10 protein-coding genes and 3 tRNA genes are annotated in these 13438 nt (G+C 44.8%); 1 reads left to right on the top strand and 12 read right to left on the bottom strand.

Annotation, left to right across the window (positions count from 1 at the left end):
- Positions 1–31: 31 nt before the first annotated feature.
- Positions 32–928 (bottom strand): LysR family transcriptional regulator, encoded by an 897-nt coding sequence (locus MD535_RS03285; RefSeq protein WP_265673495.1) that lies wholly within the window; start codon positions 926–928, stop codon positions 32–34.
- Between the two features lie 157 nt (positions 929–1085).
- On the opposite strand from MD535_RS03285, the gene MD535_RS03280 reads away from it, so the two are divergent.
- Positions 1086–1760 (top strand): type 1 glutamine amidotransferase domain-containing protein, encoded by a 675-nt coding sequence (locus MD535_RS03280; RefSeq protein ID WP_265673494.1) that lies wholly within the window; start codon positions 1086–1088, stop codon positions 1758–1760.
- Positions 1761–2006: 246 nt separating this feature from the next.
- Here the strand turns inward: MD535_RS03280 and MD535_RS03275 are convergent, their stop codons facing one another.
- The 11 genes from MD535_RS03275 to uvrY all read right to left on the bottom strand — a co-directional run bounded on the left by MD535_RS03275 (position 2007) and on the right by uvrY (position 13267).
- Positions 2007–2498 carry a peptidylprolyl isomerase gene (locus MD535_RS03275; protein WP_265673493.1) on the bottom strand — a complete coding sequence of 164 codons (492 nt, stop codon included), beginning with the start codon at positions 2496–2498 and terminating at the stop codon, positions 2007–2009.
- A 127-nt stretch (positions 2499–2625) separates the two neighbouring features.
- Positions 2626–3759 carry a carboxynorspermidine decarboxylase gene (nspC, locus tag MD535_RS03270; protein WP_265673583.1) on the bottom strand — a complete coding sequence of 378 codons (1134 nt, stop codon included), beginning with the start codon at positions 3757–3759 and terminating at the stop codon, positions 2626–2628.
- A 78-nt stretch (positions 3760–3837) separates the two neighbouring features.
- Positions 3838–5082, bottom strand: coding sequence for a carboxynorspermidine synthase (locus MD535_RS03265; RefSeq protein ID WP_265673492.1), 1245 nt, complete (start codon positions 5080–5082; stop codon positions 3838–3840).
- Positions 5082–7985 (bottom strand): pyridoxal phosphate-dependent class III aminotransferase, encoded by a 2904-nt coding sequence (locus MD535_RS03260; protein ID WP_265673491.1) that lies wholly within the window; start codon positions 7983–7985, stop codon positions 5082–5084. Before MD535_RS03260 ends, MD535_RS03265 begins: the two co-directional genes overlap by 1 nt.
- A gap of 528 nt (positions 7986–8513) precedes the next feature.
- On the bottom strand, positions 8514–9230 hold the full coding sequence (locus MD535_RS03255) for a riboflavin synthase subunit alpha (RefSeq protein ID WP_265673490.1): 717 nt from the start codon (positions 9228–9230) through the stop codon (positions 8514–8516).
- Positions 9231–9395: 165 nt separating this feature from the next.
- Positions 9396–9471, bottom strand: a tRNA-Gly gene (locus MD535_RS03250).
- Between the two features lie 36 nt (positions 9472–9507).
- Positions 9508–9594 (bottom strand) — tRNA-Leu (locus tag MD535_RS03245).
- A 190-nt stretch (positions 9595–9784) separates the two neighbouring features.
- Positions 9785–9858: transfer RNA gene (locus tag MD535_RS03240), tRNA-Cys, on the bottom strand.
- 326 nt (positions 9859–10184) lie between these two features.
- The gene (gene pgsA / locus MD535_RS03235; protein ID WP_265673489.1) at positions 10185–10742 is read right to left on the bottom strand and encodes a CDP-diacylglycerol--glycerol-3-phosphate 3-phosphatidyltransferase; all 558 of its coding nucleotides are present in this window, start codon (positions 10740–10742) and stop codon (positions 10185–10187) included.
- 48 nt (positions 10743–10790) lie between these two features.
- A complete protein-coding gene (gene uvrC, locus MD535_RS03230; RefSeq protein ID WP_265673488.1) occupies positions 10791–12623 on the bottom strand; it encodes an excinuclease ABC subunit UvrC in 1833 nt (610 codons plus the stop codon).
- Complete coding sequence (uvrY, locus tag MD535_RS03225; protein ID WP_250616787.1) at positions 12623–13267, bottom strand: UvrY/SirA/GacA family response regulator transcription factor; 645 nt, start codon at positions 13265–13267, stop codon at positions 12623–12625. The genes uvrC and uvrY overlap by 1 nt, the downstream gene beginning before the upstream one ends.
- Between the last annotated feature and the right edge of the window lie 171 nt (positions 13268–13438).

Here is a 13438-nt window from a genome sequence, read left to right as displayed (position 1 = left end):
CAAAATGCACTTTTATCATGATAAAACGAGACTACGATCGTTCATCACCCTGCCAATGAGCAAAGTAAGCCAATAGATAGTCAATCGCCAAGCGGGCTCGCATCGGTAGAAAGCGTCTGTTTTGATAAACAATCCAACTACTTAGACCTTTTCCCCAATAAGGTTGCAATATGGGGACTAAACGACCTTGTGAAATCGAGTCTTCAAAGGTGCTATTAGGCATATAAGCAATCCCTAACCCTTGTTCACAAGCTTGAATAACCGCTTTGGCATTGTTGCTTTTCCATCTTCCCTGAACTCGAATACGCTCGATCACTTCCTTTGGATGGTCAAACGACCAATGTTCATTATTAGAAATGATGCAACTATGGTGCTTAAGTTGATCTGGATGTTGAGGCTCCCCATGTTCCGCCAGATAGCTTGGACTGGCGACAGCTGCCATTGGGCGATCAAGTAATTTACGAGCCACTAGCCCAGAATCAGATAACTTGCCGTATCGAATCGCAAAATCAATACCATCTTCAATAAAGTTAACCATTCGACTGTTAAAATCCATATCAATGGTTAGGTCTGGATACTGTTTCGCAAACTCCATCAATGCTGGTGCCACATACTGCTCGGCAAAACCACCAGCGGCACTCACACGTAACGTACCGGTGAGTTGAATTTGTTGAGAGCTGATTTGTTCGTTTGCTTGCTGCAGCCCAACAACGAGATCTTTACAGTGCTGATAATACGCTTGACCAGCTTGCGTTAAGCTAACAAGCCGAGTAGAACGGGCAAATAAAGCCGTGCCTAAACGCCCCTCTAATCTTGAGATTTGTCGACTTACGTGGCTAGTACTACACCCTAGCTGTTTGGCCGCAGCAGAAAAACCTTGGCTTTCAGCCACCGCAACAAACTCGTTAATCCCTTCAAAACTATCCACTTCGTTTTCTCCACGGCTCTATTCATTTGGCACTCTGTCTTTATTATTGCTATTTAGCAATAATATTTTGTCATTAATCGATATTATCTTCATCTCGACTTGCGACTACACTTCATACAACCGCAAAAGCATATAACAACATCAAAAGGGACAGAAAATGAAGAAAGTACTTATACCCGTCACTAACCACGCCACACTAGGTGAAACTCAAGATGCAAATGGCACATTTGCCCCTGAGTTGACGCATGCCCTACATGCCATGCTGGAAGCAGGATTTGAATACGATATTGCATCCATTCATGGTGGCAAAGCACCACTTTATGGTACTGACATGGAAGGTGATGATGTGAATGCGGCGTTGCTAAGCAATGACGATCTTCAAAACCGTATCAATAACACCATTCCCGTCAATCAAATCAATATCGCAGACTATGACGCGATTTTCTATCCTGGCGGATTTGGCTTGCTATCTGATCTTGCTAGCAATGACGATTTTGCTCGCTTGGCTGCGACACACTACGAAGATGGTGGCGTCATTGCTGCCGTTTGTCATGGTCCAGCGGCGCTATTACCTATTACATTGAGCAATGGTGAGAAACTGCTCGCGTCAAAATCTGTCACTGGATTTACTCGTGAAGAAGAAGTGGATTTCGGTACTATTGATAATATCCCATTCCTACTTGAAGAAGCGCTAGCGCGTAACGCAGCACGTTTCAATAAAGTGCAACCGTGGCACGAACTCGTTCTCACCGATGAGCGAGTGATTACCGGTCAAAACCCAACCAGCGCACATGCGGTAGGCAAAGCCTTAGTAGCAGCACTAACTAACTAGACTGGCCACTTAGTTAACTGGCCTACCGGGCATTTCATTGATGCTCACCACTTGAATCCGCCCACGTATCGAAACTGTCGACATTATCAAGCATAGTTTGGGTTCGTGGTGCAGGATGATAGGGTGGCAGTGCAGCTTAATAATGAGAGTGACGTGAACTCACTCTCGACTCTCAACCGCTGCTTGATTTATTAACACAGGAGCTAAATAACGTAAGCAGCGATGTGTGTCGTTAATTGGCTTTAATTACTGAACCGTCACACGTTGAATAATAATCGCATCATTGGGCACATCATCATGCCCTAGCTTTGACGTGGTAGAGGCTTTACCAATCGCGCTCACCACTTCCATACCAGCGCTGACTTTACCAAACACGGCGTACCCCCAACCATTATTCGTGGTCGCGGTGTGATCTAAAAAGTCATTATCATCCAGGTTAATAAAAAACTGAGCCGTTGCTGAATGAGGCGCATCCGTTCTTGCCATCGCAATGGTACCGATAGTGTTTTTTAAACCACGATTCGCTTCATTGACGATAGGGGCACGAGTCGGCTTTTCTGTCATGTTCTCATCCAAACCTCCTCCTTGAATCATAAAGCCATCGATGACGCGATGAAAGATCGTACCTTCATAAAAGCCATCCTGACAGTACTTGAGGAAGTTTTTCGCACTCACTGGTGCTTTTTCAAGATTCACTTCAATTTCAATATCGCCGAAGTTGGTGGAAATAATTACCATAGTCATCACTTAATTTATGTTTCAGTTGCTACGCGATTCTCTCACCGTGGTGAATGAGAATCGCGTCTCTATTTTTGGCTCGCAGTTTGATTGGTCGCCTCTCATTCGTCAAGGCAGATTATTATGACTAATCAATCGGCCACTGAGACAGTGAGCGCTTAAAATCGTCATAGCCAAATTCATTAAGCGTTTGAATTCGCCCATCCACTCGTTGACAGAATATCGCTGGCATTTTTAAGCCATTAAACCAGTTTAATTTCACCATGGTATAACCCGCGCTGTCTTCAATATGCAATTGCTGACCAATCGCTAGCGGGTGCTCAAACTGCGTGACACAAAACTGGTCTCCTGCCAAACAAGAGCATGAGCCGATAACATATTCATGTGAGCCGTTATCGCTCGCTTCGCGAATTGAAGCTGGTTCGTTGTAGATCAAGGTATCCAATCGATGTGCTTCTGTCGCAGAGTTCACAATGGCCGTTTTCATGCCGTTCTCAACAATATCGACCACGGTGACAACCAAATCTGTCGTCTTGGTAATGATCGCTTCGCCGGGTTCTAGGTAAAGTTGAACTCCATGCTTTTCGGCAAACTGTTTTAGCGCCTGTCCCAACTTGTCAATATCATAACCAGGCCATGTGAAAAAGACGCCCCCGCCTAGACTGACCCAATCTAACTTGTCTAACTGCTCGCCAAACTGCGTCGAAATGGCATCTAATAACGTTATAAACGCATCAACATCTTTGTTTTCACAGTTCATGTGAAACATCACACCATCGATCGTGTCAAAAACGGTCGGGTCAAGATGATCCGCTTGTACGCCTAAGCGAGAGAATTCCCTTGCTGGATTCGCTAAGTCTTGTCCGGCATAGCTCACACCTGGGTTTAGTCGCAAGCCAATGGAAGCTTTTCCTTCCACCAAATGGCGATGTGCCGACAGCTGAGACTGTGAGTTAAAAATCAGTTTGTCGCAAAGCCCAGCCACTTCTTTCACATCATCTTCGGTGTAACCTACGCTGTAGGCATGCGTCTCGCCACCAAATGTTTCGTGACCAAGTCTAACCTCATACGGCCCACTGCTTGTTGTGCCGTCAAGATAAGGCTTGATGACATCAAAAACGCCCCAAGTAGAAAAACACTTTAGTGCCAGTACTAATTTAACGCCAGAACACGCTTTAAGTTGTTTTGCCTTCTCTAAATTGGCGATCAATTTTTCTTCATTGATCATAAAATAAGGCGTTTTTAATTCGCTATTTTGCATGATTTTATCACTCATAAAGATCCAACAAAGCCGGTGAACAATACACCGGCTTGGATTGACTTACCTTGCTGCTGTCTACTACTTTAAAACTTGAATGTCAGGCTGACCCACTTCAAGTTCTTGAACATGCCAATCTAAACCAATCTCTGGCATCGTCGCGAGGAATGGATCAGGGTTCAACTGTTCCATATTAAACACACCCGCGTCAGCCCACTCACCACGGAAGTACTGCAGTGCAGCGGTAATGGCTGGAACGCCTGTCGTATAAGAAATAGCTTGGTGCTCAACATCTTCATACGCCACTTCATGATCCGCATTGTTATAAATAAATACGCTACGAGGCTGACCGTCTTTCGTACCCTGAACCCAAGTACCAATACAGGTTTTACCCGTATACCCTGGAGCAAGAGAGGTTGGATCAGGCAATAAGGCTTTAAGAACGTGCAATGGGTGTACTTCGGTACCGTCGTGCAGCGTGACAGGATCAGGGCTCAACAAACCAATATCACGCATGCAATTAAAGTAGTTTAAGTAGCTGTCACCAAAGCCCATCCAAAATTCGATACGTTTAGCAGGGATGAATTCTTGCATAGAGCGTACTTCATCGTGCGCCATTGAGTACACTTTATGCTTACCCACAAGCGGGAAGTCAAACTCTAGCATGCGAGAATGGCAGCCCACTTGCTTCCACTCACCATTTTCCCAATAAAAAGAGTCACCTTGAATCTCTAACATATTGGTTTCTGGATCAAAGTTAGTCGCAAATTTCTTACCGTGATCGCCAGCATTAACATCCATAACATCAATCGTGTCGATCTCATCAAACAAATGCTTAACCGCATACGCAGCAAAAACACTCACCACGCCAGGATCGAATCCAGCGCCCAAGATGCCGGTAATGCCCGCGTCCTTGAATTTGTCGCGAAAGCCCCATTGCCAATCATAAGCTTGTGGCACTTGCTGACCTTCAGAGCAAAGATCAACGGCAACTGAGGTATCAAGGTAAGACACTTTCGCTTGCAGACACGCTTCCATGATGGCAATGTTTACCCATGGAGGGCCAGCATTGATGACAAGATCTGGTTGAACTTCTTTGATAAGCGTGACCAAAGCGTCTACATCATCCGCATTGACCGAACGCGCTTGCAGGCACTTAGTTGGATCTTGAAGGTTGTTTTTGCCCTTGATGGATTCGATAATTTTTTCACATTTAGCGACGGTGCGTGATGCAATCGTAATATCACCCAATACTTGATTATTTTGCGCCGCTTTATGTGCGATAACCCAACCAACGCCACCTGCACCGATTTGTAAAACTGCCATTATTTGTTTTCCTTTGCTACTAGCTCTAGGGCTAATTGATGAATATTGTTCAGTAACGTTTCAAAATGCGAAAGCGTTAAACAAGGATTAAGAATTGTGAATTTTAAAGCAGAGTGCCCTTTCACAACGGTCTCGCCTAAAACCGCAACCCCTTGGGTCAGCGCTTCTAGTCTAATTTTTTGATTGAGCTTATCTAGCGCTTCCGTTTGAAGATGTGTCGCTCGGAACAGCACGGTTGAAAGCGAAGGTGTTGCAAGTAACTCAAAGTGACTATGCTCGCTAACAAGCTTGGCGACATCCTGAGTTTGCTCAATGAGATGGTCGACCATACTACCCAACGCATCCGGCCCCACACTTTGCATCGTCATAAAGACCTTTAACGCGTCAAAGCGTTTAGTAGTCGCAATCGATTTATCGACTAAGTTCGGCAGTTCATCATGCTCTCGATTAAGATAGTCAGCATGATGCAACAGGTACTTAAAATTGCTTCTGTCTTTTATCAGCAATGAACCACAACTGATTGTTTGATAGAACAACTTATGAAAATCTACGCTGACAGAGTCCGCTTTTTCGATACCCTGCAATTTGGTTTTATGACGCCCAAGGATCAATGCCCCACCGTACGCACTGTCGACGTGGAACCACATATTATGAACATTGGCAACAACGGCGAGTTCATTGAGGTCATCGATAGCGCCGTGGTCTGTCGTGCCTGCGGTACCCACTAAAGCAAAGGGTATTAACCCTTGCTGTTGCAATGACAAAATATCGGCATGCAATGCCTCTAGCTGAATGGTGCCGTCTTCATTGGTTGCAACACAATGTACAGCGCTCTCACCGAGCCCGAGCAGTGATGCAGACTTTTGCACGGTAAAATGCGATTTATCAGAGCACACAATACGCAATTTATCGGCGTAGCTTGGCAAGCCTTGCTTTTGGATAGAGTGACGAGTGGTAATATCAGCAATACGATCTCTCGCTAGCAGCAGGCCCATTAAATTGCTCTGTGTGCCGCCGCTAGTGAAAACACCATCCGCCTGCGTCCCTAACTCATAGCGCTCACACAACCAGTTCAGCACTTTCTGCTCTACATACGTCGCAGAAGAAGCCTGGTCCCAAGAATCCATTGATTGATTCAAGACAGCAATAATGGCTTCTGCGGCAATCGCGGGCATGAGTGGTGGCGTGTGAAGATGGGCGATGCAATGAGGGTGCTGGGTAAAAATGGCGTTTTTAGCAACAAGATCAGCGGTGCTGTCCACAACGCTCTGTAAACTGTGATGATTACGATCCAAATTTACGGCATGAATAGCCGCTTCAAGTTGCTTTGGGTCAAGAGCAGAATAGGGTGCTTGGGTTTGTTCAAGCACCTCTTTCATTGCTTGAGTGGTGTGGTTCATAACCTGTGAGAACTCGTTGCTACCATTTACGCCAGTATGGATAAAGTGTTTTTCCCATTCCAAGCGCTTGGCATCTTGTGGTGTTTTTTCTCCACCACCTGCAACAATAATCGCTTCCTCAAGCACACGTAAGGCAAAATCAATCTGCTCGTAGGAAATTATCAGTGGTGGTAACAAACGGATGACAGACCCATCACGTCCGCCTTTCTCTACCATTAATCCTCGTTCTAACGCGGCTCGTTGAATGGCTAGCGTTAACTCACCATCAGCAAGAGGTTCACCAAATTTGTTTTTCTCTCCTGTCGGCTTCATCACTTCAAAGCCCAGCATCAGCCCCATCCCACGCACTTGGGCGATACAATTAACACGGCTCTGAATTCGCTCTAATCCTAAACGCAAATAGGCACCAGCCACGTTGGCATGTTCAACAAGATTGTCACGTTCAATAATTTCTAACGCTTTTGCGCCAGAAACCATGGCTAATTGGTTGCCACGAAACGTTCCGGTATGCTCGCCGGCTTGCCAGGTATCTATAGCCTTGTCAAAGACCAACAGTGACATGGGCAACCCGCCACCGATTGCCTTAGATAAACACAAAATATCAGGTGAAATCCCCGACTCTTCAAACGCAAAGCGATAGCCTGATTTACCGACACCACATTGGATTTCATCTAAAATCAATAATATGTTGTGTTCATCGCAGATACGTCTTAGTTCTTTCAGCCAAAACGCTGGAGCAGGAATAACGCCACCTTCCCCCTGCACCGGCTCGACGATCATAGCGGCAGGTTTCATGATGCCCGCTTCGTCATCATTAAGCAGGCGCTCAATATAACGAATACTCTGTTTAGCACCCGCATCGCCACCAAGACCAAATGGGCATCGTAAATCATAGGGAAATGGCATGAAATGCACGTCAGACATCAGCCCGGTACGACGTGCTTTGGTGCCCAAATTGCCCATCATTCCCATCGTGCCGTTGGTCATGCCATGATAAGCGCCTCGGAAAGCAAACATGGTGTTTCGACCCGTTGTTTGCTTTGCTAATTTGATGGCCGCTTCAACAGCATCTGCGCCAGAGGGCCCACAAAATTGAATCACCGAATTGTTGGAAAACTCAATGGGAAGAAAAGCTTTAACACGCTGAATAAACAACTCTTTCGCCGACGTTGTGATATCCAGTGTTTGATAAGGTAAACCCGAATCAAGTTGAGCCTTTAACGCTTGATTGATTTCAGGGTGATTATACCCCATAGCCAGAGTGCCGGCTCCAGCTAAACAATCGAGAAAAACTTGCCCTCGAGTATCTTCAACCAATGCGCCATAGGCATGCTTAATCGCAATGGGAAGACGCCTTGGGTATGAGCGGACGTTAGATTCATGCTCAGCTTGTTCCAACAGCAGTTGGTCGGGCGTAAGATCATAAATTCCGTTAACCTGCGGAATAGTCGCCGAAATAGCCTCGGCAAAGGGTGTAGATTCGATATCGAATGCTGTACTCATTTCTGTAACCTAGAGTTTATGCGGGGCGAGAACCCTGTAAAATAGATAGCAAAATACGCCCCATCTGAAACGACAGATGTGACAAAGCGCTAAACGGAATATTCGGTTTAGACGGGTATTAGCTAATTAAGATCAAGGCTCGGTAATGTGGCTTTTTGCGCGCACAATACAGTTAGGAAATATACAGTTAGGAAATAGGCAACGTAGAGATACGATGCTAGTAAGAACGTGAGAGTTAATAAGTTTCAATGTTGGGTTTCCCTTAAACATGCCGCTTGGCGACAACAGTATCCCGTCTACTGATTATTCGAATAATCAGTACCTACCCTACGTCACATCACTGTATAAGCGATAGTAACGCGTATCCCCCAGAATCACTCCGAGATTGCGCGGAAAAATAACATAAAACTCATTAGCATCGCAATGTTTTTTACCTATGGAACATTCGATATTATGGTGAAATGAAACCTGTGGAATAAGCGCCGCAACCATGGTTCACGGCGCCATCATCTAACGACAACCCATCGTTTACTTCTTGTCAGAAAGATGACGAGTCGTTTCCTGGCCAATTACATCAATATTCGCCCCGTGCTGCTCGAGAAACTTTTCAAACATCGGTAACAGAGGACCCAGTGTTTCTTTAATGGTATCTCGCACTGTATCTACAACGACTTGCGTGCCTCGCTCAATTTCGATATTAACATAGTCGCTAGCACCTTTATGCCCAAAGGTCGTCATCCGCAGCGTTTCAGGAATCAACCAGACATCAAACCAGCTTTGCTCCTTATCCACTTCAGATACCGTCAAGCTCGCGCCGTTAATCGCAATATATCCCTTAGGGAACACGTAAGGCTTCCACTCTTTTGGCAAAGAGAATCGAATTCGATAGTTATCTTCTTGCTGAAGAATATCGACCAGTGTCGTTTTAAAGTCGACATGCCCAGACAATGGATGCCCACCAATTTCTGCGCCATCCTTAGCCGCTCGCTCGACATTGATACGCTGGCCTTGTTTGAAGTCACTCAGAGTCGTAATTAGCAAGCTTTGCAGCATAACATCGAACAAAGCGCGGTTTTCATCAACGAGCTCCGTCACGGTCAAGCAGACACCATCTACCGCGACACTTGCGCCAATTTCAAGACCAACACAAAAACCCGCTGGAAAGTTAATCTCGAACGTACGAATGCCATTTAAATCCGTGATTTTTTCGATGATAGCCACAGATTGGATAATTCCAGTAAACATGCTTACTCCAGAGTGTTTTTTGCAATGAGTCACACATCATGACAAAAACGACCACTAAGATAAAGCAAGAACTGGACACCATGCCACGATGGGATATGGGATAAAACAAAGAGTTGCAGAAAATAGAAACCAAAAAGCCCTAGCATTTCTGCTAGGGCTTTGAATTGGAGCGATACATCGGGTTCGAACCGATGACCTCAACCTTGGCAAGGTTGCGCTCTACCAACTGAGCTAGTATCGCATTGCTATATAGCATCACTATATAGGCTTTAATAGATGGTGCCCCGGGCCGGACTTGAACCGGCACAGCGCGAACGCCGAGGGATTTTAAATCCCTTGTGTCTACCAATTCCACCACCAGGGCACGCAATTCTTTATTGCGATGCCGATTACTGAAAAGTAAAACACCATCTTATGCATCGTTATCACGCTGCATTCAAAATTTGGATCGATACATCGGGTTCGAACCGATGACCTCAACCTTGGCAAGGTTGCGCTCTACCAACTGAGCTAGTATCGCAAGTTGTAATCAACAACTCTTTCTCATAAGAGAATGGAGGCGCCTCCCGGAGTCGAACCGAGGTCCACGGATTTGCAATCCGCTGCATAGCCACTCTGCCAAGGCGCCTTCTTTTTGTTGCTACTTTTGAGTTTGCTTTAAGCAGTTCCTCTTGAGTACGGGATGCATTTTACGTAATCAGCCAAATGAGTCAATAGTATTTTTTTATATTTTGAATCGTTTGCCTAATAAACATTCAAAAACAGGTGATTTGCTCAATTTAGTAGCATAAAAATGCAGATTATTTGCTATCTAGCTGCTAACTTTCATTCGATTGAAGGTTGGTTAGCAGTAGGCTGAGCCAAAATAAGCGAATCTATCTTTGCTCATAAGCGTCACTATCTTACAAGTATGAAAAAGGCGAGCTAAACGCTCGCCTTTTTTCTCTTTAAATTCTATTCATCTTCTGAATTCAGTAAATCGTCTTTTGCTGCCGACAAATACTGCATCATTGACCAGTAAGTAAGAATTGTCGCAATATACAAAGCAACATACCCAACCCAAATCATCCAGTCATCATAACGCCATACCAGTACCCACAAAGCAAACATTTGGGTCACCGTTTTGACTTTACCAACCCAAGAAACGGCAACACTTGCTCGCTTCCCTATCTCAGCCATCCACTCTCTCAGGGCTGAAATGATTATTTCCCGCCCAATCATAGTGACCGCTGGAATGGTAATCCAAATGCTATGATAATGCTCAGTAATAAGTATTAATGCTGTGGCAACCAGCACTTTATCCGCAACAGGGTCAATAAAGGCTCCGAAGCGAGAGGTTTGGTTTAGCTTTCTTGCTAGCATTCCATCCAACCAATCGGTAAAGCCAGCTACCCAAAAAATCATTGCGGCGGCAAAAGGCGCCCAACTATAGGGTAGATAAAACGCTACGACGAATACGGGGATGAGAAATAATCTCAACAAAGACAAAATGTTAGGTATATTTAAACGCATATAATTATCAGCTCTATTCTACTGCGTCTTTATGTTGCGGGATTTTCACTAGTGTTTCAATGCTTGATAGATGTTTTCTGCCAAAGAAATACTAATTCCGGGCACTTTGGCGATTTCTTCTACAGTTGCACGCTTCAATTCTTGTAAGCCACCCATATACTTAAGCAAAGCTTGACGGCGTTTTGGTCCAACACCTTCAATCCCTTCTAGTGGACTGGTTCTTCTTGCCTTTGCACGTTTAGCTCTGTGCCCAGCAATCGCATGATTGTGACTTTCATCACGAATATGCTGTATTAGATGCAGGGCCGGAGCATCACTGGGCAAATTAAACTCATCACCTTGTGGCGTAATCAGTGTTTCTAAACCGGGCTTTCGAGTCACACCTTTCGCGATACCAATCAACAGCGGCAGCTTAGGCCATTCTCCCCAATATTTGGAAACAATCTCGACAGCACGATTGAGCTGACCTTTCCCGCCATCGATAAAAATAATGTCTGGAATTTTATCTACATCGACTTTTGAGTAACGGCGGTCTAATACCTGCCCCATCGCCGCATAATCATCACCACCAGTAATGCCGGTAATGTTATAACGACGATACTCTTGTTTTACCGGACCTTCTTGGTTAAATACGACACAAGATGCGATGGTGTTCTCACCCATCGTATGACTAATATCAAAACACTCCATGCGTGTAATACTGTCTAGTTTAAAGACTTTCTGCAACGCCTTAAAGCGTTGATTAACCGTCATCTTGTGATTAATTTTACTGGTGATAGCCGTCAATGCATTGGTGTTAGAGAGCTTAAGGTATTGCCCACGAGACCCTGAAGGATCAGTGTTGAAGGTCACTTTTCGCCCCGCGATGTCTGACAGCCCAGCTTGTAAAACCACCATATCTTCAATAAGGCCACTATTAAGAATAATGCGGCTTGGAATCGTGCGAGATTCACTCTGATTTAAATAGTACTGACTTAAGAAGCTGTAAAACACTTCATGTTGTTCTGTGTCGACCGGAATTTTGGGGAAATGGCTGCGGCTGCCGAGTATCTTTCCTTGGCGAATCATCAGAATATGAATACAAGCAACGCCATTTTCTTGTGCATACCCCAATACATCCATGTCATCATCGCTGTCCTCGGAAACAAATTGCTGTTCTTGAACACGACGAATAGCTTGGATTTGATCGCGAAACTTTGCCGCGTCTTCAAACTTAAGGCTCCGACTGGCTTCATCCATTTTGTCAACAAGCAGTTGTAATACATGCTTATCTTTCCCTTGTAAGAAAAGACGAACATAACCAACCAATTCTTGATAGTCGTCATCCGAGATAATGCGACTAACACAAGGCCCTGCGCACCGTCCAATTTGATACATCAAACAAGGTCGACTTCGGTTGCCATAAACGGAATCTTCACACTGACGCACAGGGAAAATCTTTTGGATAAGGTGTAATGTTTGACGCACCGCCCCTGAGTCAGGGTAAGGACCAAAATATTCGCCTTTACGTCGACGAGCCCCTCTGTGCAGCGACAATCGAGGATGCTTATGATTAGAAATGAAAATGTACGGATAAGACTTGTCGTCTCGTAATAAGACGTTGTACTTCGGTAGGTATTGCTTAATGTAGTTATGTTCTAAGATCAGTGCTTCGGTTTCAGTGTGGGTCACTGTCACGTCAATTTTATCGATATGACTAACCAAAGCGCGCGTCTTTTCACGGTCAACTTTCTTACGAAAATAGCTCGCCAACCGTTTTTTTAGATCTTTTGCTTTGCCAACATATATCACCACCGACTCGGCGTCATACATTCGATAGACGCCGGGTTGGTTGGTCACTGTTTTTAAAAAAGAGATTGAATCAAAGGTTGGGTCTGACACTACAATGTCTCAGTATCTAACATTCCGTGTCTGATCGCTAAGTGAGTCAGTTCAACATCGCCATTAATATCCAGCTTACTAAATAAGCGATATCGATAGCTGTTAACCGTCTTTGGGCTAAGACTGAGCTGTTCAGAAATATCCGTCACTTTTTGCCCCTTAGTGATCATCATCATGATCTGAAGCTCGCGCTCAGACAAATCTTTAAATGGATTTTCTGAAGCCGAAGAAAACTGACTCAAAGCCATTTGTTGGGCAATTTCAGGTGAGATGTAGCGCTGTCCGCTATGAACTAAGCGAATTGCGTTAACCATTTCATCAGGCGCTGCGCCTTTGGTCAAATAACCTGCTGCCCCCGCTTGCATCACTTTGGTTGGAAACGGATTTTCGGTATGTACTGTTAGTACGATGATCTTAACGTCTGGATTATGGCGAAGAATTTTTTTCGTTGCTTCTAAACCACCAATTCCGGGCATATTCATGTCCATTAAAATAACGTCTACATGATTGTTACGACACCATTTTACAGACTCTTCACCACTGTCAGCTTCCCCTGCTACGTTCATTCCACGGACGTCTTCTATAATACGTCGGATCCCTGTGCGAACCAGTTCGTGATCATCTACAAGGAAAACATTAATCAAACTTGTATCTCCACACTTATTTATTGGCTCTGCGACCACTCAAGGTTAGTGGATAGCAGCTTAGCTGCGTATCATATCGCAAATTATACAAAAAAGCTTTCGCGCAAATCGTGCACGACCGCAAACTTTGATAAACACATTACGATGAAGTGATAGCACCGTCAATCATAA

The organism is Vibrio qingdaonensis, assembly GCF_026191675.1.
Lineage (GTDB): Bacteria > Pseudomonadota > Gammaproteobacteria > Enterobacterales > Vibrionaceae > Vibrio > Vibrio qingdaonensis.
The sequence above is the reverse complement of the archived record's forward strand: the minus strand, read 5'-3'. Positions and strand labels throughout refer to the sequence as shown.